Consider the following 25,318-nt stretch of genomic DNA (forward strand, 5'->3'; position numbering starts at 1 on the left):
CTATTCCGGCAGCCTTACACTTGCCATCGCCTGCGCCGCCAGGCCTTCGCTGCGGCCGGTGAAGCCGAGCAGCTCGGTCGTCGTCGCCTTGACGCTGACGCGGGTGGCGGAAATGTCGAGGATTGCGGCGATGCGGTCGCGCATCGCCTCGCGGTGGGGGCCGATCTTGGGACGCTCGCAGATCAACGTCACATCGACATGGTCGATGATGCCGCCGGCGGCGCGGACGAGCGTGGCGGCATGGGCGAGAAAGCGGTCGGAGGCGGCACCCTTCCATTGCGGGTCGCTCGGCGGGAAATGGTCGCCGATGTCGCCCGCGGCGATGGTGCCGAGCAGGGCGTCGGTGAGGGCGTGGAGGCCGGCATCGGCGTCGCTGTGGCCGACGAGGCCATGGCTGTGGGGGATCTGCACGCCGCACAGCCAGACATGGTCGCCGGGACCGAAGCGGTGGACATCGAAGCCGCCGGCGGCACGGCTGGTGAGGGCAGGGGTAACCATGGCTGTTGCCTTGGCAAAATCCGCAGGCTCCGTCACCTTGAAAGCGCGTTCGTCGCCGGGCGTGATGGCGACACGCAGCCCGGCGGCCATGGCGATGGCGAGCTCGTCGGTGGCGCCTGCGGCTGCGGCACGGTGGGCGGCGACGAGCGCCGGGTAGCGAAATGCCTGCGGGGTTTGCACGCGCCACAGGCCGTCGCGGTCGACGGCGGCGTCGTAATGGTCGGTGCCGCGGCGCAGGCTGTCGGTGACGGCAAGGGCGGGGACAGCGCCGTCGTTTGCCGGGTCGCCGAGCGCTGCCAGCAGCGCGTCGAGCACGGCGTCGGGGACAAAGGCGCGGGCCGCGTCATGGACAAGAACGAGGTCGGGCGGATCGGCGGCGAGCGCTTCCAGCCCGGCGCGCGCCGAGGCCTGGCGGGTGTCGCCACCCGCGATCGGCGCAGCGAGGGCAAGGCCGGCGACGGCGGCGTCGTAAAGGTCGCGATCGGCCGGATTGATGACGACGCGGATGGTATCGACGCCGCCGTGCGCCTGGAGGCGCAGCACGGCATGGCGCAGCAGCATGACGCCGCCGACGTGCTGATATTGTTTGGGCACTTCGCCGCCGGCGCGCAGGCCTTTTCCGGCGGCAACGATGAGGGCGGTAACGGTCACCGCCGCGTCTCTAACCTGCCCGCGGCTTGCCGAACAGGGGGAAAGCCGATATGGCGCGTGCCTGTTTTTTGGGCACTTCCTGTGAACCGCATCCCCGCCATTCCCATCGGGCCGTTGACGCTCGACACGCCGGTGATCCTGGCGCCGATGACGGGTGTCACCGACCGGCCGTTCCGTACATTGGTCAAACGCTATGGCGCCGGGCTGACGGTGACCGAGATGATCGCCAGCGAGGCGATGATCCGCGACACCCGCCAGTCGCGCCAGAAGGCCGCTTGGGACGCGTCGGAAGAGCCGGTATCGATGCAGCTCGCCGGGTGCGAGCCCGAGCGGATGGCGGAAGCCGCGAAGCTCAACGAAGGGCTGGGGGCCGCGATCATCGACATCAACATGGGCTGTCCGGTGAAGAAGGTGGTCAATGGCCATGCCGGGTCGGCACTGATGCGGGAACCCGACCTGGCGCGGCGGATCATCGAAGCCACGGTCAAGGCGGTGAAGGTGCCGGTGACGCTGAAGATGCGGATGGGCTGGGACCATGGCAGCCTGAACGCCCCCGAATTGGCACGCGTGGCGGCGGATCTGGGCATTCAGCTGATTACCGTCCACGGCCGGACCCGTTGCCAGCTCTATTCGGGAACTGCCGATTGGGGGTTTGTCCGGCAGGTCAAGGATGCCGTGCAAGTGCCTGTTATCGTGAATGGCGACATTTGCTCGATTGCCGATGCGGAGGCGGCGCTCGACCAGTCCGGGGCCGATGGCGTGATGATCGGGCGCGGCGCCTATGGCCGGCCGTGGCTGATCGCGCAGGTGATGGCGGCGCTGACCGGGCGGCCGGTGCCGGCAGACCCGACGCTTGCCCAGCAGCATGACCTGGTGCGCGAACATTATGCGATGATGATCGACCTCTACGGTCCGGTCATCGGCGTCAACCTGGCGCGCAAGCACCTTGGCTGGTACACCAAGGGGCTGCACGATTCAGGGACATTCCGCAACGCTGTCAACCAGTTGCCGGATCCGGTTGCGGTGGTTTCGATGATCGACCGCTTTTTCGAAAGCCAGATGCACGCGCAAGCGCTCGCGGCCTGATGGCCGGGCCGGCCGAGCTCCTGTCCGGGCTTGCCGTGCCCGCCGTGCTGGTCGCGCCCGACGGGCGCCTGTCGCTTGCCAACATCGCTGCGGAGACCTTTCTCAATGCCAGCCAGCAGGCGCTGGCGGAGCGCGGCTGGGCAGCGGCGTTCGGGCGAAATCGCGATATCGAGGGGTTGGTGCGGCGCGCCCGGAGCGAGGGTGGCGGCTGCGCGGCCTATGACATGGCGCTGGTGTTTCCGGCCGGGCGCAGCGTGCGAGCCGATGTGCTGGTGGCGCCCGTCGGCGATGCGCCGGGCTGGCTAACGGTGGCGATCCAGACCCGGTCGGTGGCGACGATGGTGGATCGGCAGGTGCAGCAGCAGGGCGCCGCACGTTCGGCGGTCGGCGTCGCGGCAATGCTGGCGCATGAGATCAAGAATCCGCTGTCGGGCATCCGCGGCGCAGCGCAACTGCTGGCAACCGGCGCCGATGCCGACGGCCGCGAATTGACCGACCTGATCGTCGCCGAGGTCGATCGCATCGCCAAGCTCGTCGACCGGATGGAGAGCTTTACCGACACGCGCCCGCTGCGGTTGCGGCCGGAGAATATCCATGAGGTGCTGGGCCATGTCCGCAGACTGGCACAGCAGGGGTTCGGTGCCGGCATCGCCATCCGCGAACGCTATGATCCGTCCTTGCCGATGGTCGCTGCCAACCGCGATTCGCTGGTGCAGGTCTTCCTGAACCTGTTGAAGAACGCAGTGGAGGCGGTTGAAACGGACGGCGATGTCGTGATTTCGACGGCGTTCCGCGCCGGGCTGAAGGTGCGGCCGGAAGGTGGCGGAGCGCCGGTGTCGCTGCCGATCGAGGTGCGCATCATCGACAGCGGTCCCGGCATCCATGCCGATCTGGGCGACCATATCTTCGAGCCGTTCGTGACTTCCAAGCGCGGCGGGTCGGGGCTGGGGCTGGCGCTGGTCGCCAAGATCGTCGCCGACCATGGCGGTGTTGTCGAATATGAACGGGCGGGCGAACCCGAGCGGACGATCTTTCGCGTGCTGCTGCCGGTCGCGGGGACATGACGGCGACGGTCCTGGTTGCGGACGACGATGCTGCCATCCGCACTGTCGTCCGCCAGGCGCTGATCCGCGCGGGTTTTGCCGTGCGGTTGACCGAGACGGCGGCGGGGCTGGTCAAGTTGGTCGGCGAAGGTGTCGGCGATGTCGTCGTTACCGATGTCATTCTGCCCGATGCCAATGGGCTCGACACGATCCCCAAGCTGCTGGCGATGCGCCCCGGGTTGCGGGTGATCGTGATGAGCGCACAGAACACGCTGTCCACGGCCGTGCGCGCCACCGAGAACGGCGCCTTCGACTATTTGCCAAAACCGTTCGATCTCAACGAGTTGGTGCGTTCAATTCAGTCGGCGCTGGAAGGTCGCAGCGACATCGACACCGCCGATTTCGGCCGTGACGATACGGCCCTGATCGGGCGGTCGCCGGCGATGCAGGAAGTGTATCGTGTCGTCGCGCGCGTCGTACCCAACGACCTGACGGTGATGATCCTGGGCGAAAGCGGCACCGGGAAGGAACTGGTGGCCCGCGCCATCCATGACATGGGCGGGCGGGCGCAGCGGCCGTTCATCGCGCTCAACATGGCGGCGATCCCGCGCGAGTTGATCGAGAGCGAATTGTTCGGGCATGAACGCGGTGCCTTCACCGGCGCGGCGGCGCGGGCATCGGGCAAGTTCGAACAGGCGCAGGGGGGCACGCTGTTTCTCGACGAGATCGGCGACATGCCGATCGACGCCCAGACCCGGCTGCTGCGGGTGTTGCAGACCGGCGAGTTCACTACTGTCGGCGGCACGCGCAGCCAGCGCGCCGATGTGCGCATCGTGTCGGCGACCAACCAGGACCTGGCCGGGCTGATCGACGCCGGCCGGTTCCGCGAGGACCTTTATTATCGGCTGAACGTGGTGCCGCTGTCGCTGCCGCCGCTGCGGGCGCGGGCGGAGGATATTCCGGCGCTGGCGCGGCATTTCCTCGACACTGCCGCGCGTGAGGGGTTGCCGCGCAAGACGATCGATGCCGGTGCCGTCGAGGCGTTGCAGGCCCATCGCTGGCCCGGCAACGTCCGCGAGCTGGAAAATCTGATGCGGCGGCTGGCGGTTCTCGAACGCGGTGACCTCATCACGGCGGCGGCGGTCCAGGCCGGGCTGGGCAACCGCGCCGTGCCGCCGGGGCCGCCGGTGTCGGCGACGCTGAGCGAGGCGGCGGCAGCGCATATCGCAGCCTATTTCCAGGCTTTCGGGCCGGCGTTGCCGCCCGATGGCGTTTATGACCGGCTGCTCGCCGAAGTCGAACGCCCGCTGATCGCTGCCTGTCTGGACGCGACCGGCGGCAACCAATTGAAGGCGGCGAAGCTGCTCGGGATGAACCGCAACACCTTGCGCCGAAAACTCGACGATCTGGGGCTGGATCCGCAGCCGGCCCGGCGCGGCTGAAACCCCGTGTCGCATCGCCGCAACGAAGTGTGTTCCTTTTGCCACGCGCTGCGCCTATCATCACCACTGGATGACTGGCGTGTCTGTATCCCCCGAGGTGTTGCCGGCGACACCGGCGGCTGACGTGCGGCCCCTGCGGCGCCCGGGGCGGCGGCTGCGGGCGCGGCTGCGGCGCTGGGTGCAGCGCAACGATCTGTATCCGCGGCTGGAAATTGCCGCCGCCATCGCCACCATCGTCATGGGGTGGACAAGCTACGCGCTGCTCGCCGGGGGGGCGGCGCCGGCGAATGGCGTGTCGCCGCCGATGGTCACGCTGCTGCTGGTCGCCAATCTGTTGCCGCTGATGTTGCTTGTCGTGCTGATCGCACGGCGGGTGGCGATCTTGCTCGCCAACCGGCGCAAGCGGCTAGCGGGGTCGCAGCTGCATGTGCGGATGGTCGCGTTGTTCGCCGGCATTGCCGCCGTTCCGACCATCCTTGTCGTGGTCTTTGCCTCGTTGCTGTTCCAGTTCGGCGTGCAATTCTGGTTTTCGGACCGGGTCAAGACAGTGCTCGACGGCTCGAACGAGGTGGCGCAGGCCTATGTCGAGGAGAACCGCCAGCGTGTCGCCGAAGATATCGTCGCCATGGCGATCGACATGGAAAATTATGCGACCGATTTCGGACTCGGTAGCGTCTCGTTCGGCGAAGGCCTGCGCCTGCAGGTGGCGGCACGAAGCCTGACCGAAGCCGCGATCGTCGGCCGCGGGCCGGACGGCAAGCTGACCCCGATCGCCAGCACCGGCATCAAGCCGGCGGCGGTCATCGCACGGCTTTCGCAGCTCGACCTCGACAAGGCGCGTGTCGGCGCGGCGACAGTGGTGGCGCAGGGGGCGGACCGCGTCGAAGCGGTGGTCGCGACCTCGCCATCGGCCCAGCGCTATATCTATGTCAGCCGCAAGGTCGACCCGGTGGTGCTGGCGCGCGCCGATGCGGCGGCGGGCGCGCTCGACGAATATCGGGCGCTGATCGAGCGGTCGCGAGTCATGCAGCTGCGCTTCAACCTGATGCTGATCGGCGTGTCGGTGCTGACGCTGGCGGTGGCGATCTGGTTCGCGCTGTGGCTCGCCAACCGGCTGGTCGCGCCGATCGCGCGGCTGGCCGAAGCGGCGGAGCGGGTCGGCGCCGGCGACCTCGATGCGCGGGTGGCGGTGCGCGGCTCGCCCGACGAAATCGGCACGCTGGCGCGGGCGTTCAACCGGATGACGGGCGAATTGAAGGCGCAGCAACGCGCGCTGATCGGCGCCAACCAGCAGCTCGACGAGCGGCGGCAATTCACCGAGGCCGTGCTGTCGGGCGTTTCGGCCGGCGTGCTGTCGATCGCGCCGACGGGGCATATCCGCGCCGCCAACCGGTCCGCGGCGCTGCTGCTGGAAAGTTCGGAAGACGCATTGACCGGCCAGCCGCTGCACGAGGCGCTGCCCGAACTGGCGACATTGCTCGCCGAAGCGCAGCGCAAGGGCGATGCCGCCGGCCAGGCGCGGATCGCGCGCGGTGCCGATACGCAGACGCTGTCGGTGCGGATCGCGGCGGAAAGCGGCGGCGGCTATGTGCTGACCTTTGATGATATTTCGGCGCAGCTGGCCGACCAGCGCCGCGCTGCCTGGGCCGATGTGGCACGACGGATCGCGCACGAGATCAAGAACCCGCTGACGCCGATCCAGCTGGCGGCGGAACGGCTGCAGCGCAAATATGGCCGGCAGATCAGCGACGATCCGGAAACCTTCGGCATCCTGACGGCGACGATTGTCCGGCAGGTCGGCGACCTTCGCCGCATGGTCGATGAATTCTCGGACTTCGCCCGGCTGCCGCGGCCGGTATTTGCGCCCGAAGATCTCGACACCATCGTGCGCGACACGTTGGTGCTGCAGGAAATGGCGTTCCCCGACATCCGCCTGCTCGTCACCGGCGGCACCGATCGGCCGCTGGTCTGCGATCGTCAGCAGCTGGCGCGGGCGCTGACCAACATCGTCAAGAACGCCGGCGAGGCGGTGATGGCGCGGATCGAGCGCGAAACGGCGGCGGCGACGATCGGCGCGCCGGGGGTGATCGAGATCGCCATTGCCGATAGCCGCGACGCGGTGACGGTGACCGTTACCGACAATGGCGTCGGGCTGCCGGCCGAAAGCCGCGACCGGTTGACCGAGCCCTATGTGACGACGCGGGCGCGCGGCACCGGGCTGGGGCTCGCCATCGTCCGCAAGATCATCGAGGATCATGGCGGCGTGCTGACCCTGGGCGATGCGCCGGGCAGCGGTGCCGCGATCCGGGTGCGGTTGAGCCGCGCCATGGCCGCCGAGCCCGCCGACCTGTCGACCCCGCCCTTCAAGCTGACAGCCTAGGACCCGATTTTACCATGGCAATCGACATATTGATCGTTGACGATGAGGCCGACATTCGCGCCGCGATTTCGGGCATCCTGGGCGACGAAGGCTATGACACGCGCACCGCCAACGACAGCGATTCGGCGCTGGCGGCGCTGGCCGAGCGGCGGCCGTCCCTGGTCGTGCTCGATGTCTGGCTGCAGGGGTCGCGGCTGGACGGGATCGAGCTGCTCGACGAGATCAAGCAGCGCGATCCTACCCTGCCGGTGGTGGTGATTTCAGGCCATGGCAATATCGAAACCGCGGTCGCTGCGATCAAGCGCGGCGCCTATGACTTCATCGAAAAGCCGTTCCAGGCGGAACAGCTGCTGCTTGTCGTGCAGCGGGCCACCGAGACCGAGCGGTTGAAACGCGAGTTCGAGGCGTTGAAGGAACGCGTCGGCTTCGACACCGAGCTGACCGGGTCGAGCCCGCTGATCAATTCCGTGCGGGCGACGTTGAAGCGGGTGGCGGCGACCGGCAGCCGCGTGCTGATCACCGGTCCGGCCGGATCGGGCAAGGAAGTGGCCGGGCGGCTGCTCCACCAGTGGAGTTCGCGCGCCGGATCGCCGTTCGTCGTCGTCAGCGCCGCGCGGATGACCCCGGAGCGGGTGGAGGAGGCCCTGTTCGGCGTCGAGGAGGGCGGCCATCTGGTGCGGTCGGGCCTGTTCGAACAGGCGCATGGCGGCACCATGTTCCTCGACGATGTCGCCGACATGCCGATGCCGACCCAGGCCAAGATCCTGCGCGTGCTGACCGAGCAGATTTTCCAGCGGGTCGGCGGGTCGCGCTGGGTGCGGGTCGATGTGCGCGTCATCAGCGCGACATCGCGCGACCTGGTGGCAGAGATTGCCGCCGGGCGGTTCCGCGAGGACCTTTATTACCGGCTCAACGTCGTTCCGGTGCGGCTGCCGGCGCTGTCCGAACGGCGCGAGGATGTGGCGGAACTGGTGCAGTATTTCCTCACCCGCTATGCCGCCGAACGCCGGGTGTCGCCGCCGCGGTTGAGCGACGATGCGATTGCGGCGCTGCAGACCTATGATTGGCCGGGCAATGTCCGCCAGCTGCGCAATGTCGTCGAACGGACGATGATCCTGGCGCCGACCGACGCCAATGGGTCGATCGACATCACTATGCTGCCCGCCGAAGTGACGGCCGAACCGTCACGGCTGGTGCCGGGGCAGGCGGTGCGATCGATCATGGGGACGCCGCTGCGCGAGGCGCGCGAAGCCTTTGAACGCGAATATCTCCGCGCCCAGATCCGGCGCTTTTCGGGCAATATCTCCCGCACCGCGGCGTTCATCGGCATGGAACGGTCAGCATTGCACCGCAAGTTGAAGGCGCTCGGCCTGTCCGACGACGCGGCGGAGGAGGTCGCGCCGGAAGATTGAGACGGCGGCGGCGCGGGATTGAGTAAAGCCCGGACCCACCCTATCTTGGCGCCAAGGGTGTCGGGCAGGCACCCTTGCCGGCGCCGGGCAACGAGGCGGGCACTGCCGCGTGCAGTGAAACGAACGGAAAGCGAAACTCCATGGCCGATAAGCCCAACAGCCTCCAGGACGTGTTCCTCAACGCGGTCAGGAAGACCAAGACCCCGGTGACGATGTTCCTCGTCAACGGGGTGAAATTGCAGGGAATCATCACCTGGTTCGACAATTTTTCGGTGCTGCTGCGCCGCGATGGCCATTCGCAACTGGTCTATAAACATGCGATTTCGACGGTGATGCCGGCATCGCCGGTGCAGATGTTCGAAGCAGAAGGCGATGACGATTGACAACAGCGCAACCGGGTTTTGGAATTTGGGACGACGGCCGCGGGGTGCGCTTCGGCGCGCCCGCGGTCGTCGTGCTGCCGGTGCGCGAAGGCCCCAAGGCGCCGCCGTCGCTGCGACTGCCTGATGCCCGGCTTGCGGAAGCGGAAGGCCTGGCGCGCGCCATCGCGCTCGATGTCGTCCATTCCGAAATCATCAAGCTGCGCACCGCCAGTGCCTCGACCCTGTTCGGCAAGGGCCAGATCGAGCGCCTTGCAGCGGCGGTAGCCGCCCATGGCGCCGAGGTGGTCATTGTCGATGGTATCGTCACGCCGATCCAGCAGCGCAACCTGGAGCGCGACCTGAAGGCCAAGGTCATCGACCGGACCGGGTTGATCCTCGAGATTTTCGGCGAACGCGCATCGACGCGCGAAGGCACGTTGCAGGTCGAACTGGCGCATCTGCAATATCAGGCGAGCCGGTTGGTCCGGTCGTGGACTCACCTTGAACGGCAGCGCGGCGGTTTCGGCTTCCTCGGCGGCCCCGGTGAAAGCCAGATCGAGGCCGACAGGCGCCTGATCCGCGACCGCATCGTGCGGTTGAAGGCAGAGCTCGACGATGTGCGGCGCACCCGCGGGCTGCATCGGCGGCAGCGCCAGCGCGCGCCTTGGCCGGTGGTGGCACTTGTCGGCTATACCAATGCCGGCAAGTCGACGCTGTTCAACCGGCTGACCGGCGCCGAAGTGCGTGCCGAGGACCTGTTGTTCGCAACGCTCGATCCGACGATGCGGGCGATCAAGCTGCCGGGGCACGACAAGGTCGTGCTGTCGGACACGGTCGGCTTTGTCTCCGACCTGCCGACGCAGCTGGTGGCGGCATTCCGTGCGACGCTGGAGGAGGTCATCGAAGCCGACCTCATCGTTCATGTCCGCGATATCTCGCACTCGGACAGCGATGCCCAGGCACAGGATGTGGCGAATGTCCTGTCCGGGCTGGGGCTCGCCGACGAACTGAAGCGCGTGCCGATGCTGACGGTCTATAACAAGATCGACGCCATGGACCCCGACGCCCGCGCGGCGCTGGTGCAGGGCGATGATGCGATCGCGGTGTCGGCGCTGACCGGCGAAGGCGTCGACGCGCTGCGCGAGCAGATGGATATCTTGCTGCGGGCCGGCACCCATGTCCATGACATTCACCTGACCAATAACGACGGGCGGCGGATGGCCTGGCTGCACGAGCATGGCGATGTCATCGGCCGGCACGACGAGGATGGCGGCGTGGCACTGCAGGTGCGGCTGAGCGACGCCGACCGGGCGCGGTTCGCGGCGCTATAGCGGCGCGATTGCCGACTTGAGCGCGGCGGCAAGGTTGGCGGCATCGATCGCCGCCAGCCGACCCGATGCGCGAATGACCAGCGCGGCATCGAGAGTAAACAGCTTCAGGCGCGCGACGCACGCTGTCGGCAAGCCGGCGGCCGCGAGGTCGGTCAGCGGCACGTCATCGGGCCAGGCGGATTGCCTGGCGCTGGTCACCATGACGGCGATGACATGGCCCGTCTTGGCGGCAAAGCCAGCGGTGCTGATGACGACGGCAGGACGACGTTTGGCCGTGGCCTTGTCGGTGAACGGGAAGGGGACGATGACGACGTCGAACGTTTCAAAGGTCACGCCACGCAGCCTCGTCCTCGGCCGTCGACCATTCGGACATCGTGTCTGACAGGGCGGCAGCAAAGCCGTCATCAACACTCGGAGCGCGTCGCAGAATCACGACATCGCCATCGACCTCCCAAGCGAGCCGGTCGCCCGCGCCGACGCCCAATGTCCGCCGCACGCCGGCAGGAACGGTCGCCTGGTATTTTCCGGTGAGGCGACTGAACTCGGCACCCATCGCGGACCTCCAAATGGTATTACCGAGTAATACTTCCGACCTGAGCTTCGGTCAAGGTCAGCGGCCCTTCACCTTGGCTTTAAAGACATTCGGGCGTGGTGGCAGAGGTTTGGGTGCGGCGATCTTTTTGGGGGCCGCGGGCTTGAGCGCCGCCCCCGATGCCAGTTTGGCGAGCGTCGTCGCCAGCTGCAACGCGCCCTTCAGCCGGGCACCGTCGCCGATCCAGTCGGCGGCGATGAAAAGCTTGTTGTCGGGGCGCATCTTGGCGCGGGGGCCGAGCCGTTCCAGCCATGCCAGCAGGCCGTCGGGGTTGGCGAAACTGTCGGACTGGAAGGTGATGAGGCCGCCCTTCGGCCCGGCTTCGAGCTTGGCGACGCCGGCGGCGAGGCAGGCGAGCTTGATCTCGATGATGGCAAGCAGGTTCGACGCCTCCACCGGCAACGGCCCGAAGCGGTCGATCATTTCCGCGGCGAAGCCGTCTATATCCTGGCGGCCCTGCATCTCGTTGAGGCGCCGGTACAGCGCCATGCGGACGTTGAGGTCGGGGACATAATCCTCGGGAATGAGGATCGGCACTTCGGCGGTGATCTGCGGCGAGAAGGCATCGGCGGGTGGCTTGACGCCGCGCGCCGTCGCCTGGGCTTCGAGGATCGCCTCCTCCAGCATCGACTGGTAAAGTTCGAAGCCGATCTCCTTGATATGCCCCGATTGTTCGTCACCGAGCAAATTGCCGGCGCCGCGCTGGTCGAGGTCATGGCTGGCGAGTTGGAAGCCAGCGCCGAGCGTATCGAGCGCCGACAGCACTTGTAGGCGCTTTTCGGCGCCTTCGGTGATCGACTGGTCGGCTGGTGTGGTCAGATAGGCATAGGCGCGGGTTTTGGCGCGGCCGACGCGGCCGCGGATCTGGTATAGCTGGGCGAGGCCGAAGCGGTCAGCACGGTGGACGATCAGCGTGTTGGCGCTGGGAATGTCGAGCCCGGATTCGATGATCGTCGTCGACAGCAGCACGTCGTAACGCTTGTCGTAAAAGGCGCTCATCCGCTCCTCGACTTCGGTCGGTGCCATCTGGCCATGGGCGGTGACGGGCTTGATCTCGGGGATCTGCTCGCGGATGAACTGCTCGATGTCGGCAAGGTCGGCGATGCGCGGCACGACGAAGAAGCTCTGCCCGCCGCGATAATGTTCGCGCAGCAGCGCCTCGCGCAGCACCACCTCGTCGAAGGGCATGACATAGGTCCGCACCGCGAGCCGGTCGACCGGCGGCGTCGCGATGATCGACATTTCGCGCAGCCCCGTCAGCGCCATCTGCAGCGTGCGCGGGATCGGCGTGGCGGTCAGTGTCAGCACATGGACATCGGCCTTCAGCGCCTTCAGTCGCTCCTTGTGGGTGACGCCGAACCGCTGCTCCTCGTCGACGATGACGAGGCCGAGGCGTTTGAACTCAACCGATTTCGCCAGGATGGCGTGAGTGCCGACGACGATGTCGATGGTGCCGTCGGTCAGGCCGTCACGGGTGGCCTTGGCATCGGCGGCGGTGACGAGGCGCGACAACTGCCGGACCTCGACCGGCAGCCCGGCAAATCGCTCCGAAAAGCCGGCGAAATGCTGGCGCGCCAGCAGTGTCGTCGGGCAGACGACAGCCACCTGCATGCCGGCCAGCGCTGCGGCATAGGCGGCGCGCAGCGCGACTTCGGTCTTGCCGAAGCCGACATCGCCGCAGACGAGGCGGTCCATCGGCCGCCCGGACGCCAGGTCGCCGAGGACATCGTCGATGGCGCGCAACTGGTCGTCGGTTTCGACATAGGGAAAGCGGTCGGCGAAGGCGGCATAGCCATGCGGGTCGACAATGGCGGGCTCGGCCTCGCGCAGATGGCGTTCGGCTGCGGTCTTGAGCAGTTCGCCCGCAATCTCGCGGATGCGGTCCTTCATGCGCCCGCGGCGCGCCGCCCAGGCGACGCCGCCGAGCTTGTCGAGCGCTATGCCTTCGGATTCGCTGCCATAGCGCGAAAGGACGTCGATGTTTTCGACGGGCACATAGAGTTTGCTGCCGCCATCATAGGTGAGTGCGACGCAGTCGTGCGGACGCCGGGCGATCTCGATCGCGACCAGCCCTTCATAGCGGCCGATGCCATGTTCGCGATGGACGAGCAGGTCGCCCGGCGTCAGCATGGCAAGCTCCGCCATGAAGGCATCGGCCTTGCGGGCGCTGCGCTTCTTGCGGACCAGTCGGTCGCCGAGCATGTCCTGTTCGGTCAGCACCAGCAGGTGCGACTTGGGCTCGGTGCGGGTAAAGCCATGTTCGAGCGGGACGACGGTCAAAGCGACCTGGCCCTTGGCGGTCAGGCCGAGCGATTCCTGCCAGCTGTCGGCGGTGGCAAGGTTGGCGATGCCTTCGTCCGCCAGCAGCCCGCGCAGGCGCTCGCGGGCGCCGTTCGAATAGCTGGCGAGGATGATGCGGTCACCGGCCTGTCGCCGGTCGTCGATATGCGTCTTGATCGCGGCATAAACCGGCGCACCGCCGGTGCCCTGGGCGATGCGTTCGGGGGCAAAGTCGCGCGCCGGGTCGGCGTCGCAATCGATGGTGTTGAGCGTGCCGTCGGGGACGCCATAGGGGCTGGCGACATGGACGGTGCGCGCCTTGAGCAGCGCCGACCATTCGGCGGGCGCGAGGTAGAGCGCGTGCGGCGGCAGCGGGCGATAACTGCCCTTCTTGCCGCTGAGTGCTGCGGTGCGGTTGTCGTGATAATCGGCGATCGCGGCGAAACGATCCTCGGCGGCCTTGTCGCTGCCGGCTTCGCGGACGATGACGGCATCGGCGCCGAGATAATCGAAGACGGTGGCGAGTTCGGGCTCGAACAATGGCAGCCAATGTTCCATGCCGGCCAGCCGGCGGCCATCGCTGACAGCTTCGTACAGCGGATCGCCGGTGGCGGTCGTGCCGAAGCGTTCGAGATACTGGCTGCGGAAGTTGCGGATGCGCTCCTCGTCGAGCAGGACTTCGCTGACCGGCAGCAGGGTAAAGCCATCGGCATTGCCGAGCGTGCGCTGCGTTGCAGGGTCGAACTTGCGCAGCGTTTCGACCTCGTCGCCGAAGAAGTCGAGGCGCAGGGCGTGCTCGGAGCCGGCCGGCATCAGGTCGAGCAGAGAGCCGCGGACGGCATATTCGCCGGCTTCGACGACGGTATCGGTGCGGACGAAGCCATTCGCCGCCAGCTTTGCCGCCAGCGCATCGCGGTCGATGCGCGTGCCGGCGGTGATGCGCGCCGTCAGCGCGGCGATGCGCGCCGGCGGCAGGGTGCGCTGGGTGACGGCGTTGATGGTGGTGACCACCAGCTGCGCGCCCTTCGGCCTGGCTTCGAGCGCCGACAGCGCCGCCAGCCGCTCGGCGGCGACACGCAGGCCGGGGGAGGCGCGGTCATAGGGCAGGCAGTCCCAGGCCGGCAGGGTGATGACCTCGACCTCGGGCGCGAAGAAGCTGGCGGCTTCGGCGAGTGCGCGCGCGGATGCGTCGTCGGCGGCGATGAAGACGGCGCGGCCGGCAGCCGCCCGCGCCGTGTCGGCCATCAGCCAAGGCAGGAAGCCCGGGGCGCAGCGGGCAAGGGTGAGCGGCGTTGTGGCGGCAACGAAGCGGCGCAGGTCGATCATCGGCGGCTGGTCCCCCGCCGGGGGTCAGCGCATCGCGACGGCGACATAATCGAGCTTTCTGAGCGCATCGAGCATCGGGCCATGGAACGCTTCCGGCGCCTCGATCGTGCCGAAGGCCCAGCCCATGACATCGACATCCTGTTCGTCGAGCAGCGCTTCGAACCAGCACAGCTCGGCTTCGGTAAAGCCGGCGGCATAGCGATCGGCAAAGCCACCGATCATCAGATCGGCTTCGCGGGTGCCGCGGTGCCAGGCGCGGAAACGCAGGCGGCGCAGCCGGTGGTCCGGCGATACGGGGTCGTTGGCGGCGTCCATGCGGGGCTCCAATGCCGAACAGCCGGTCCTTTTCCAACAGGAACGCGGCAAAGCCGCAGGCCCGGTTGAAAGCGGGCGCGCGGCGCGTATGAGTGTCCTAACGATGCGGCCTGCCATCCTCAACCCGCTGTTCAGCGAAACCGCCACCCTGAAGGGCGTGGGCGCGGCACTGGTGCGGCAATTGGCGCGGCTGAAGCTGCTGCGCGTCATCGACCTGGTTTTCCACATGCCGGTGATGGCGATCGAGCGCGTGCAGGTCGAACAGATCGACGAGTCGCTGGTCGGGCGGCCGATCGTCGTCAACCTGACCGTGGTGCGCCACGATAGTGGCGGCCCGCGCAGCCCGTTGCGCGTGCGGGCGGTCGACAGCGGCGGGCAGTGGGTCGACCTGGTGTTTTTCGGCCAATCGGGTGCCTGGGCGCGGGCGAAGCTGCCGGTACAGGAGACGCGGCGCATCTCGGGGCGGCTCGACCGCTATGGGCAGTCGCTGCAGATCAGCCACCCCGACGTGGCATTGCCCGGCGAGGCCATGGGCCCAATGCTGCGCGAGCCGGTCTATCCGCTGACCGAAGGCGTCACCAACAAGCGTATGGGGCAGATCGTCGGCATGGCGCTGGAGCGGGCGCCCGACTTGCCCGAATGGATCGAACCGAGCGTGCTGGAACGCCATGGCTGGCCGGCGTGGCGGGCGGCGCTGGCGACGGCGCACGACCTGCGCGACGAAGGCCGCGCCAAGGACCGGCTGGCCTATGACGAGCTGCTCGCCAACCAGCTGGCGCTGCTGCTGGTGCGGCGCGACACGCGTGAGCGCCGGGGGCGGGCGCTGGCGGGTGACGGCCGGCTGACGCGGCCGCTGGTGGCGGGGCTGCCCTGGGCGCTGACCGGGGCGCAGCGGCGGGTGCTGGGGGAAATCACCGGCGACATGGCGCAATCGTCGCCGATGCTGCGGCTGCTGCAGGGCGATGTCGGATCGGGCAAGACGCTGGTGGCGCTGATCGCCATGCTGGCGGCGGTGGAGGCGGGGGCGCAGGCGGCACTGCTGGCGCCGACCGAGATCCTGGCGCGGCAGCATTTCGCCTCGATCTCCAAGATGCTGGCGGGGCTGCCGGTGCGGGTGGCGATCCTCACCGGGCGGGACAAGGGAAAGGTCCGCCTCGATTTGCTCGATGACCTGGCAATGGGGCGGATCGACATCCTGATCGGCACTCATGCGATCTTCCAGGAGGCGGTCGACTATCACGACCTGGGGCTGGTGGTGGTCGATGAACAGCATCGCTTTGGTGTCGCCCAGCGGCTGTTGCTGACCGGCAAGGCCAAGGCGCCGCCGCATCTGCTGGCGATGACGGCGACACCGATTCCGCGCAGCCTGCAGCTGACCCAATATGGCGAAATGGACGCCTCGCAGATCGACGAGCTGCCGCCGGGGCGCCAGCCCATCGAGACCCGGGTGATGGCGGTGGAACGTATGGACGAGGTCGTCGAGGGGCTGGGGCGGCATCTGGCGGGCGGTGGCCAGGCCTATTGGGTGTGTCCGCTGGTCGAAGGGTCGGAGAGCGGCGACGAGGCGGCGGCGGAGCTGCGCGCGACGATGCTGAAGGCGCGGTTCGGCGACACGGTTGGCCTGGTCCATGGCCGGATGAAGCCGGCGGAAAAGGACGCGGTGATGGCGGCCTTCTCCGCCGGGCAGCTGGGGCTGCTGGTGGCGACGACAGTCATCGAAGTGGGTGTCGATGTGCCCAATGCGACGCTGATGATCATCGAGGCGGCGGAGCGTTTCGGCCTGGCGCAGCTGCACCAGCTGCGCGGCCGGGTCGGGCGCGGTAGCGGCCGATCGGTGTGCCTGCTGCTGCGCGGCGGCGACCTCAGCGAGACGGCGAAGGCGCGGTTGAAGCTGATGCGCGAGACCAACGACGGCTTCCGCATCGCCGAGGAAGATCTGCGGCTGCGCGGCGCGGGCGAAATCCTGGGGGTCCGCCAATCGGGGGAGGCGGCGTTCCGGGTGGCCGATCCGGAGCGGACGGCGAAGTTCGTCGCGGTGGCGCGGGATGATGCGCGGTTGCTGCTGGACCGGGATGGGGGCCTGGCGGGGGCGCGGGGGCAGGCGGCGCGGGTGTTGCTGTATCTGTTCGAGCGGGATGCGGGGGTGGGGATGCTGCGGTCAGGCTGACCGCTCATACCACCTCCCCCCGCCGGGGGGAGGTCGGACTCGGACTTGCCCTAGCCGGGAGAGGGGCGGCTCTCGACGCCGACGCACCCCTCTCCCGGGCCGGCTGCGCCGTCTCTCGACCTCTCCCCGGCGGGGAGAGGTGAAGGGGCGCGGTTCGATGGTTTCGGGTCGACACCTTCGGCACGACGCTGTGAGGAGCCTGCGCCGCGTTGCTGACCGAATCAGCGCCGAACAAGCGTATCCAGCGGGCCCCGATCGAGGTGCTTCAGAATTCGCTTCAGGGCCGCGATGTTGTTTTCGTCCTCGGCGCTTTCGAGCGCGTCCTGCAGCACTTCGCGGATGTCGTCGGCGCCGACCCGCTCCATTTCCCAGTTCGGATACAGGCGCTCGCGCTGTTCCACGCTCCGGTCCAGGGGAACGATGTCGTAATGGCGCGGATCACCATGAAGGCTGGCGATCAGGGTCTTCACCTCGGCGGGCGGCCCCTCGATCCACTGGAAAAATACGCCGCTGCCGAACACCAGCACGCCGGTGATGTCGCGTTCGACATTGCTGCGTTGCGACCATTCGATGATACGATCGACCGCGACATCGTCGACGCCTTCGGCGGCACGACTGCAATAGACGAAAGATTCAAGAATGGGCGCGCCGTCGTCCAGGTCTGGGCCGCGTGGGAAACCGATTTCGTCGAACATGCGGGGGGCTCGCCTTGTCTATGCCGGGCAGGCCGTGCCACCCGTCAGGTCGCTGCCATGGTAGCGCATCTTTCCCATTGGGGTAAGCAAGCATCGGGGTGGCTGGCAGCGGTTGGCAAGCGCATGGGCAAAGCCCGTGGTTGGCAAGCGCATGGGCAAAGCCCATGCTGGCGTCGGACGGGTTCGGTCCGGGAACCGGACCGCCCCGCCGGCCGATCTTGCGCCTGTCGGCGCGTAGCGCTTCGCTACGCGCTCGCGGCGCTGCGATGCGATCAGAGGATCTGTAAGCCGGGTTCTGTACTGTCCGAGAACAGCGACGATCATTCCTCTAGGACTGCCGTTGCCGACAGCCTCAAGCAACCAACCCGCGCAGCGGAAGGACCGGTTCCCGTCCCGTGGAGGCAAGCTCCACTCGTGCGCCTATTTGGTCTTGCTCCCGATGGGGTTTGCCCTGCCGCTCCGGTTGCCCGTCGCGCGGTGCGCTTTTACCGCACCGTTTCACCCTTGCCTGTCCCCCGGATCAAGTCCGGGGCCATCGGCGGTTTGTTTTCTGTGGCACTGTCCCTGGGGTCGCCCCCGCCGGGTGTTACCCGGCACCGTGTTCCGTGGAGCCCGGACTTTCCTCCCCCGCCCCAAAATCGCTTCTGGCGCGGCGGCGATCGCCCGATCCTCTGACCGCCAGCGGTGCCTAGCAGCGATGCTAGGCCGCCGCCAAGCGTTGTTTGTGGCGGCCGCGCAGGGTGAAGCCGAGGACGGCGAACAGGATGCCGAACACCAGCGTGTAGACGCCGAACCACAGCGCCAGCACCAGCGCGCCGATGACCGGCTGCATCAGCAGCAATACCCCCCACAGGATGGAAAGCACGCCGCCGATTGCCAGCCACCAGCGGCCATGGTCGAGCGGCAGGTTGAAGGCGGCGATCGCCAGCGCGATGCCGCCCAGGATCGCCCAGAACGCCATGACGAAGATGAACACCTTGACCGCGATCAGCGGCATCAGCAGCGCCACGGCGGCGGCACCGAGGCTGATGACGCCCTGGAACGCCAGCCATCCCCAGCTGCGGTCGCGCCGGAAGGCCCGGACGGCGGCGATGATCGCGGCCACGCCATCCATGATCGAATAGATGGCGAACAGCAGCACCAGCGCGCCGACGGTCGCCATCGGGAAGGCCAGCGCCAGCACGCCGATGACGATGCCGAGGACGCCGCGCAGCGCCACCCAGCCCCAGTTGGCGGCCATGGCGGCGCCAAGGCTGCCGAGCGTGGCGCCCGGCGCTGAGAAGGGCGAAGGTCGGTGGCGATCATCGGCTGTCTCCTGTGGTCAGTGGTGCTCCGGGGTGGCCATCAGTTCGACCAGCACGCCGCCGGTGTCCTTGGGGTGGACGAAGATGATCGGCACGCCATGGGCGCCGATGCGCGGTTCACCGGTGCCGAGCACGACGGCGCCGCGGGCGCGCATGGCGTCGCGCGCGGCGATGATGTCGGCGACTTCGAAACAGACATGGTGCTGGCCGCCGGCGGGGTTCTTGCGCAGGAAGCCATGGATGGGGGAGGTCTCGCCGAGCGGTTCGATCAGCTCCAGCTGGCTGTTGGCGACATCGAGGAAGGCGACGCGGACGCCCTGTTCGAGCAGGTCGAACGGCGGGGTCGAGACCGTGGCCCCGAACAGCCGGGCGTACATGGCGATCGTGGCGTCAAGGTCCGGGCAGGCAATGCCGACATGGTTGAGGCGGCCGAGCAGCAGCGGCGGCAATTCGTCCGGGGTCGTGGCGTCAGGGATCATTGGGCTTTCCTCAAGGGGTCCGACTGGTATCGATAGGCGTTGTGCAGCTTTAAACCCAAGGGCGACCATGATCTACATCCTGCTCAATGCCGTGCCAATCCTGGCAGCGACGCTTGCCGGGCTTCTGGTCGGGCTGGTCTATCACCGGCTGTCGCGGCTGCCGCAGGCCGGGATCGGCCTGGTGGTGACGGTGGCGCTGGCGCAGGCGTGGTTCGCCGCGATCCTGGCCGGCGCGCTCATCCTGGCGCCGGACAAGGCCGGCGGCTGGACGATGGCGATCGGCAGCGCTGTCGTGATCTGGATCGGCTTTGTCGTGCCCACGGTGGTGGTGACCCTGCGCGGCCGCAGGATCGATGCCGGGGCGGTGGCGGTGGATTGTGTCTATTGGCTGGTGGTGATGCTGGTACAGGCGGTGGTGTTGAAGTCGATCGGGTTGGTACCGCCACCCGTCTGAGGGGGGAATGACGATGCGAATTGCCATGCTGGCGGCGCTGCTGCTGGCGATGCCGGCGGCTGCGCAGCCCATCGTGCTGCGGCCGGCACAGGTCTTCGATGGCGACGCGATGCATGCCGGCTGGCAGGTGGTCGTCGATGGCACGACGATCGTCAGCGCCGGGCCCGCCGGCGCGGCGCCGGCCGGGGCGCGGGTGATCGACCTGCCGGGCGCGACGCTGATGCCGGGATTGATCGAGGGGCACGGCCATCTGTTCCTCCACCCGTATAACGAGACGCCGTGGGACGACCAGGTGCTTCACGAACCGGTGGCGCTGCGCACGGTGCGGGCGGTGGCAGCCGCGGCAGCGACGCTGCGTGCCGGATTTACCACCGTGCGTGACCTTGGCACCGAAGGCGCGGGCTATGCCGATGTCGGGCTGAAACGCGCCATCGACCAGGGGATCGTGCCGGGCCCGCGGATGATCGTGGCGACGCGCGCGCTGGTGGCGACGGGCGCCTATGGGCCGCGCGGGTTCGAACCCGGCGTCGAGGTGCCGCTGGGCGCCGAGGCGGTGGACGGCCCGGCGCTGGTCACGGCGGTGCGGCGGCAGATCGGCAACGGTGCCGATGTGGTGAAGCTGTACGCCGATTATCGCTGGGGTCCGGGCGAGCCGAGCCGGCCGACCTTTTCCCAGGCCGAAATGGCGGCGGCGGTGGAGGCGGCGCACAGCGCCGGCCGCCAGGTCACTGCCCATGCCAGCACGCCCGAGGGCATGACCCGCGCCGTGATGGCCGGCGTCGATGCGATCGAACATGGCAGCGGCGGCACGGCCGCGGTGTTCCGGTTGATGAAGGCGCGGGGCGTGACGCTGTGCCCGACGCTCGCCGCCGGCGACGCGATCGCGCGCTATCGCGGCTGGAACGGCGCTGAGCCGGCGCCGCCGGGCGTAGCGGACGAGCGCGCCGCCTTCGCGCTGGCGCGTGCCGCGGGGGTCAACATCTGTGTCGGCGGCGACGTCGGGGTGTTCGCCCATGGCGAGAACGCGCGCGAGCTGCGGTTGCTCGTGGCGGCGGGGATGGCTCCGGCGGCGGTCCTGCGCGCGGCGACGGCGGGCAATGCGGCGGCGTTCGGGCTGGCGGATCGCGGCCGTGTGGCGCCGGGGCTGCTCGCCGATCTGGTGGCGGTGGAGGGCGATCCGGTGCGCGACATCGGCGCCGTCGCGCGCGTGGTGATGGTGATGAAGGGCGGCGCCGAGGTGACAGCGGACGTCAGGGGCCGATGATCTGCACGGTCGTCTCGCTCAGCCGGTCGTAAAGCCGGGCTTCGCGGCGCAAGGGCCACCAGTCGAACAGGAAGATGTTGATCGGGTGCCACAGCGCCACCCACGATCCGATGACGAAGCTTTCGGAAATGACCTGGGCATAGCCTGCCAGCGCCTCGCCGATGGCGACGGACAGCGCCACGAAGGCAATGCCGATCACCAGGCTGATGCGGCCATCGTGGAACAGGCGGCGCAGCTGGCGCCGTTTGGCAGCGGCCATGCGGCGAAAATTCTCGCACACCGCGTCGGCAACATTGGCGGCGACATCGATCCCCGGCGCCGCCGCGTCGATGTGGATGGCGAGGGTAAGCGGGACGCCGGACGGCGCCTTTTCGGCAAAGGCGATGATATAGTCGACCACGGCGGAATCGAGTTCGCGCCGGCGAAACGGCGCCGGGTCCATCGAATTGAACAGCTGCGTTTCGGTGTCGATGTGGATGGCAAGGCGGCTGCGGTCGGTCATGTGGCGGGCGCCCGGAACATGCGAAAGCCCAGATAGGCGACGGCGACGGTGATCAGCGGCGATACGATGCTGAAGATGGCAAAGGGCGCATAGCTCCAGGTCGCGACGCCGAGCGTGGCCGCCATATAGGCGCCGCAGCTGTTCCAGGGGATCAGCGCCGACGTCGGCGTGGCGGTGTCGCCGACGGCGCGCGACAGGACCACAGGGGCAAGGCCGCGGTCGGCAAAGGCCTTTTTGAACATCCGGCCGGGCAGGACGATGGCGATATACTGGTCGGCGGTGATGACATTGGTGGCAAAGATCGACGCGACCAGCGAAGCGACGAGCGCGCCGTCCGACTTGGCCCGCGCGATGACCGGGGTGATCAGCCGGTCGAGCACGCCGGCCTTTTCGACGACGCCGCCGAAGCCCAGCGCGGTGACGATCAGCCAGATGGTGTTGAGCATCGATTCCATGCCGCCGCGCGACGCCAGATCGTCCATCGGCTGGAACCCCGAGGTCGAGGTATAGCCGCTCGCCAGCGCCCGCCAGACGCCCTTGACCAGCGCCAGCCCGGTCGGCAGGCCATTGGCGCCGGCAAAGGCGATGACGCGTTCGGGGGCGATCACCATGGCCATGATGCCGCCGGCGATGGCGCCGAGAAAGATCGTGGTGAACGGCGGGAATTTGTACAGCGCCAGTATGATGACGACGAGCAGCGGCAGGAACAGCCATGGGGTGACGCGGAACGACGCGGCGATCGCGTCCATCTTGTCGCTCGAATCGAAATCGCCGGGCTGGCCGAGGGTGAAATAGACCAGCATGGCGACCGCCAGCGCCAGCACCGAGGTGATGAAGGTTTCGCGGATATGGGTATAGAGCGGCACGCCCGCGGCGGCGGCCGACAGGTTGGCGCTGTCCGACAACGGCGAGGATTTGTCGCCGAAATAGGCGCCCGAAATGATCGCGCCGGCGGCGACGGCGGGGTTCAGCCCCATGCTGACGGCGATGCCCATGAAGCCGACGCCGATGGTGCCGACGACGGTCCAGCTGCTGCCGATGCTGAAGGCGACAAGGGCGGTGATGGCACAGGCGGTGACGTAGAAATAATTGGGGCTGAGCAGTTTCAGGCCGTAATAGACCATCGCGACGAGCGTGCCCGACAGCGCCCAGGTGCCGATGAGCGCGCCGACCGCGAACAGGATGAAGATCGCGCCGATGCCGGTGGCCACACTGTCCGACGCCGCCTTGCCGAGGCTGTCGAGCGAATGGCCGCGCCGCCAGCCGATGAACACCGCGATCATGGTGGCGACGGTCAGCGCGACCTGGTTGGGGCCGAGCGCGCCGGCGTCGCCGAAAAGGAAATAGGCGAGCGCCACCAGAACGATGAGCGCGACGACGGGAATTGCGGCCTCCACCATCGTCAGCGGCTGCGGGGTGACGGGGCGGGCCATCACGGTGCCGGGGTGACGGCAATTTCGGTAAGCAGTTGGTTCAGGATGCGCACGGCGTCACGCGCGCGGTCGTCCACCCGGCCGGGGGTGAGCGCGGGTTCGAGATGGTCGCCCCTGTCGATGTCGGCGAGGTGCCAGGAAAAGCCCATCGGAAACGCGGGGCGCCTGGCGGTCTGTTGATAGCCGTCCTTGTCGCCCAGGTCCCAGTTGGTGGCCTCCATGTTGATGGCGGAAATGCCCCCGGCATCGAACGCTTCCTGGTCGGAACAGCAGCCGGTGCCGCGGGGATATTCGGGGTTGCGGCCCGGATTGGTCGCGGCGGTGATGCCGAGGCGGGCGGCAATGGCGAGCGCCCGGTCGCGCGCCGCGGGCCCGGCGGGGCTTTTCAGCGCCATCTTCGGGCCGGCGTGGACATAAAGCCGGTCGCCGGTGACGATGCTGTCAATGTTGATCATCAGCAGCGTGGCGCGCTGTTCGGCGGGCGTCATCCGGCGCACGATCTCGTGCGCGCCCTTCAGCCCGATCTCCTCGGCCCCGAACAGGATGAAGCGGATGCTGTGGGTGGGTTTGGCCCTGGCCAGCCGTTCGGCGAGTTCGAGGATGACGCCGACCCCCGAGGCGTTGTCGTCAAGCCCCTCCAGATCGGGCCCGCCGACGCGCCGGTCGATTTCGGCCACGCCGAGCGGCGTGCGCGAGTCATAATGGGCGCCGACGATGATCGCCTTGCCCGAGGTGCCGGGACGTTCGGCAATGATATTGGTGGAGACGAGGCTGGTCGTCACGGGCGCCGCGGGCTTTGCCGGCTGGAAGCTGTAGCTGGTCGCAAAGCGTTCGCGCCGCGGGCGGTAGCCCATGGCGGTCAGCCGGTCCGCGAGATGGCGTGCCGCTGCGTCTTCCTGCGGCGTGCCCGCCATGCGGCCGGGGAAGCGGGCAGCGAGATGCCGCGCCTCCCGCGCCGCGGTGTCGCCCGGCGCCGCGTGCAGCGGTGCGGCTGCCACCAGCAACGCGAGGACCATGCGTTTCACAGGCGGCCCCGGCGACCCGCTCAGCCGAAATCGACGGCGTCGCGGATGATCGGGCAGGTCATGCAATGGCCGCCGCCGCGGCCGCGGCCCAGCTCGGCGCCGACGATCGTGATGACCTCGACCCCCTGCTTGCGCAGCAGCGTGTTGGTATAGGTGTTGCGGTCATAGGCATAGACGACGCCGGGCGCCGCGCAGACGAGGTTGGCGCCGCTGTCCCATTGGGTGCGCTCGCGCTGGTAGCCGGTGCCGCCGGTTTCGACGACGCGCAGCTGCTTGAAGCCCAGTGCTTCGGCGACGACATCGACGAAGGGCTTGTTTTCGGCATGGAGTTCGACGCCGCTGGGGTGATCGCTGGGGCGGTAGGAATAGGTCCGCGTCAGGTTCATGAAATCGGGGGCCAGCAGCACGCAATCCCGGTCGGCAAAGGTGAACACCGTATCGAGGTGCATCGCGGCGCGGATCTTGGGCATGGCGGCGACGATGACGCGCTCGGCGGCGCCCTGCTTGAACAGCGTCGCCGCAAGCTGGCTGATCGCCTGGCGCGAGGTGCGTTCGGACATGCCGATCAGCACCGTCTTGTTGCCGATCGGCATGACGTCGCCGCCTTCCAGCGTCGCCAGGCCATGGTCGTGGGTCGGGTCGCCCCACCAGACATTGACCTTGCCGGCAAAATCCGGATGGAATTTGTAGATGGCGGTGGTGAGGATGGTCTCCTCGTGCCGCGCCGGCCAATAAAGCGGGTTGAGGGTGACGCCGCCATAGATCCAGCAGGTGGTGTCGCGGGTGTAGAGCGTGTTGGGCAGTGGCGGCAGCAGATATTCGATCGTGCCGGCGGCTTCACGGACGACGGTGAAGGCGCTGCCGCCCAGATCTTCGGGAAATTCCTCGGTCGACAGGCCGCCGATGAGGGTTTCGGCAAGCACGCGCGGCGCCAGCCCGTCGAGATAGCTGCGAAGTTCGTCGACGAAGCCCAGCCCGATCTGGTCGGGGATGACCTGGTTGTCGAGGATCCACGTCTTGCCTTCGGGCACTGCCAGCGTTTCGGCGAGAAGGTTGTGCATTTCCACGACTTCGATGTTGCGATCGCGCATCTTGCTGACGAAATCGAAATGGTCGCGCTTGGCATTTTCGACCCACAGCACGTCGTCGAACAGCAGATCGTCGCAATTGCTCGGGGTGAGCCGCTGGTGGGCGCGGCCGGGGGCGCAGACCATGACCTTGCGGAGCTGGCCGACTTCGGAATGGACGCCGAACTTCACTTCACTCGACATGTTGCG

General features: G+C 67.9%; 21 protein-coding genes, 1 other RNA gene and 1 pseudogene. 10 read left to right on the top strand and 13 right to left on the bottom strand.

The window, feature by feature from the left end:
• Nucleotides 1-1,149, bottom strand: a complete 1,149-nt coding sequence (locus GGQ62_RS01310; protein WP_152576843.1) for a bifunctional 2-C-methyl-D-erythritol 4-phosphate cytidylyltransferase/2-C-methyl-D-erythritol 2,4-cyclodiphosphate synthase — start codon at nt 1,147-1,149, stop codon at nt 1-3.
• Nucleotides 1,150-1,230: 81 nt separating this feature from the next.
• Here GGQ62_RS01310 and dusB point away from each other — a divergent pair, with 81 nt between their 5' ends.
• The 7 genes and pseudogenes from dusB (at nt 1,231) to hflX (ending at nt 10,205) form a co-directional block, all read left to right on the top strand.
• Complete coding sequence (dusB, locus tag GGQ62_RS01315) at nt 1,231-2,235, top strand: tRNA dihydrouridine synthase DusB (protein ID WP_279379629.1); 1,005 nt, start codon at nt 1,231-1,233, stop codon at nt 2,233-2,235.
• A complete protein-coding gene (locus GGQ62_RS01320; protein WP_152576841.1) occupies nt 2,235-3,299 on the top strand; it encodes a two-component system sensor histidine kinase NtrB in 1,065 nt (354 codons plus the stop codon). Before dusB ends, GGQ62_RS01320 begins: the two co-directional genes overlap by 1 nt.
• Nucleotides 3,296-4,720, top strand: coding sequence for a nitrogen regulation protein NR(I) (gene ntrC, locus GGQ62_RS01325; RefSeq protein WP_152576840.1), 1,425 nt, complete (start codon nt 3,296-3,298; stop codon nt 4,718-4,720). Before GGQ62_RS01320 ends, ntrC begins: the two co-directional genes overlap by 4 nt.
• 79 nt (nt 4,721-4,799) lie before the next feature.
• Nucleotides 4,800-7,100: an ATP-binding protein gene (locus GGQ62_RS01330; RefSeq protein ID WP_167649424.1), complete on the top strand. Its 2,301-nt coding sequence runs from the start codon at nt 4,800-4,802 to the stop codon at nt 7,098-7,100.
• Nucleotides 7,101-7,114: 14 nt separating this feature from the next.
• Nucleotides 7,115-8,512, top strand: coding sequence for a nitrogen assimilation response regulator NtrX (gene ntrX, locus GGQ62_RS01335; RefSeq protein ID WP_152576838.1), 1,398 nt, complete (start codon nt 7,115-7,117; stop codon nt 8,510-8,512).
• 140 nt (nt 8,513-8,652) lie between these two features.
• A pseudogene (gene hfq / locus GGQ62_RS01340) lies at nt 8,653-8,880 on the top strand (RNA chaperone Hfq); the annotation flags it as partial.
• Between the two features lie 11 nt (nt 8,881-8,891).
• Nucleotides 8,892-10,205, top strand: a complete 1,314-nt coding sequence (gene hflX / locus GGQ62_RS01345) for a GTPase HflX (RefSeq protein ID WP_424022205.1) — start codon at nt 8,892-8,894, stop codon at nt 10,203-10,205.
• On the opposite strand, the gene GGQ62_RS01350 is transcribed toward hflX, so the two are convergent.
• Genes GGQ62_RS01350 through GGQ62_RS01365 form a run of 4 tightly spaced genes read right to left on the bottom strand, consistent with a single transcriptional unit; the run spans nt 10,200 to nt 14,718 of the window.
• Nucleotides 10,200-10,538 carry a type II toxin-antitoxin system PemK/MazF family toxin gene (locus GGQ62_RS01350; protein WP_152576836.1) on the bottom strand — a complete coding sequence of 113 codons (339 nt, stop codon included), beginning with the start codon at nt 10,536-10,538 and terminating at the stop codon, nt 10,200-10,202. The two genes, hflX and GGQ62_RS01350, sit on opposite strands and share 6 nt — an antisense overlap.
• A complete protein-coding gene (locus GGQ62_RS01355) occupies nt 10,528-10,758 on the bottom strand; it encodes an AbrB/MazE/SpoVT family DNA-binding domain-containing protein (RefSeq protein ID WP_152576835.1) in 231 nt (76 codons plus the stop codon). The genes GGQ62_RS01350 and GGQ62_RS01355 overlap by 11 nt, the downstream gene beginning before the upstream one ends.
• Before the next feature lie 57 nt (nt 10,759-10,815).
• Nucleotides 10,816-14,403 (bottom strand): transcription-repair coupling factor, encoded by a 3,588-nt coding sequence (gene mfd, locus GGQ62_RS01360; RefSeq protein WP_152576834.1) that lies wholly within the window; start codon nt 14,401-14,403, stop codon nt 10,816-10,818.
• Nucleotides 14,404-14,427: 24 nt separating this feature from the next.
• Complete coding sequence (locus GGQ62_RS01365) at nt 14,428-14,718, bottom strand: FAD assembly factor SdhE (RefSeq protein WP_152576833.1); 291 nt, start codon at nt 14,716-14,718, stop codon at nt 14,428-14,430.
• Between the two features lie 103 nt (nt 14,719-14,821).
• On the opposite strand from GGQ62_RS01365, the gene recG reads away from it, so the two are divergent.
• Complete coding sequence (recG, locus tag GGQ62_RS01370) at nt 14,822-16,885, top strand: ATP-dependent DNA helicase RecG (protein WP_152576832.1); 2,064 nt, start codon at nt 14,822-14,824, stop codon at nt 16,883-16,885.
• 221 nt (nt 16,886-17,106) lie between these two features.
• Here the strand turns inward: recG and GGQ62_RS01375 are convergent, their stop codons facing one another.
• The 4 genes from GGQ62_RS01375 to mce all read right to left on the bottom strand — a co-directional run bounded on the left by GGQ62_RS01375 (nt 17,107) and on the right by mce (nt 19,363).
• Nucleotides 17,107-17,580 (bottom strand): BLUF domain-containing protein, encoded by a 474-nt coding sequence (locus tag GGQ62_RS01375; RefSeq protein WP_152576831.1) that lies wholly within the window; start codon nt 17,578-17,580, stop codon nt 17,107-17,109.
• A 268-nt stretch (nt 17,581-17,848) separates the two neighbouring features.
• An RNA gene (gene rnpB / locus GGQ62_RS01380) (RNase P RNA component class A) lies at nt 17,849-18,255 on the bottom strand.
• Nucleotides 18,256-18,280: 25 nt separating this feature from the next.
• A complete protein-coding gene (locus GGQ62_RS01385) occupies nt 18,281-18,820 on the bottom strand; it encodes an HdeD family acid-resistance protein (protein ID WP_152576830.1) in 540 nt (179 codons plus the stop codon).
• An 81-nt stretch (nt 18,821-18,901) separates the two neighbouring features.
• Nucleotides 18,902-19,363, bottom strand: coding sequence for a methylmalonyl-CoA epimerase (gene mce, locus GGQ62_RS01390; RefSeq protein WP_152576829.1), 462 nt, complete (start codon nt 19,361-19,363; stop codon nt 18,902-18,904).
• Between the two features lie 67 nt (nt 19,364-19,430).
• Here mce and GGQ62_RS01395 point away from each other — a divergent pair, with 67 nt between their 5' ends.
• Both GGQ62_RS01395 and GGQ62_RS01400 read left to right on the top strand, forming a co-directional pair.
• Nucleotides 19,431-19,817: a hypothetical protein gene (locus tag GGQ62_RS01395; protein WP_152576828.1), complete on the top strand. Its 387-nt coding sequence runs from the start codon at nt 19,431-19,433 to the stop codon at nt 19,815-19,817.
• A gap of 7 nt (nt 19,818-19,824) precedes the next feature.
• On the top strand, nt 19,825-21,081 hold the full coding sequence (locus GGQ62_RS01400) for a metal-dependent hydrolase family protein (RefSeq protein ID WP_152576827.1): 1,257 nt from the start codon (nt 19,825-19,827) through the stop codon (nt 21,079-21,081).
• On the opposite strand, the gene GGQ62_RS01405 is transcribed toward GGQ62_RS01400, so the two are convergent.
• The 4 genes from GGQ62_RS01405 to GGQ62_RS01420 are packed head-to-tail and all read right to left on the bottom strand — an operon-like array spanning nt 21,068 to nt 25,312.
• Complete coding sequence (locus tag GGQ62_RS01405) at nt 21,068-21,583, bottom strand: hypothetical protein (protein ID WP_152576826.1); 516 nt, start codon at nt 21,581-21,583, stop codon at nt 21,068-21,070. The two genes, GGQ62_RS01400 and GGQ62_RS01405, sit on opposite strands and share 14 nt — an antisense overlap.
• Complete coding sequence (locus GGQ62_RS01410; RefSeq protein ID WP_152576825.1) at nt 21,580-23,016, bottom strand: Na+/H+ antiporter NhaC family protein; 1,437 nt, start codon at nt 23,014-23,016, stop codon at nt 21,580-21,582. Before GGQ62_RS01410 ends, GGQ62_RS01405 begins: the two co-directional genes overlap by 4 nt.
• Nucleotides 23,016-24,032 carry an aminopeptidase gene (locus GGQ62_RS01415; protein WP_243446054.1) on the bottom strand — a complete coding sequence of 339 codons (1,017 nt, stop codon included), beginning with the start codon at nt 24,030-24,032 and terminating at the stop codon, nt 23,016-23,018. The genes GGQ62_RS01410 and GGQ62_RS01415 overlap by 1 nt, the downstream gene beginning before the upstream one ends.
• A gap of 29 nt (nt 24,033-24,061) precedes the next feature.
• Entirely contained in the window at nt 24,062-25,312 is a 1,251-nt protein-coding gene (locus GGQ62_RS01420) for an arginine deiminase (protein ID WP_152576823.1), read from the bottom strand.
• Nucleotides 25,313-25,318: the final 6 nt, after the last annotated feature.

The organism is Polymorphobacter fuscus (genome assembly GCF_011927825.1).
Lineage (GTDB): Bacteria > Pseudomonadota > Alphaproteobacteria > Sphingomonadales > Sphingomonadaceae > Sandarakinorhabdus > Sandarakinorhabdus fusca.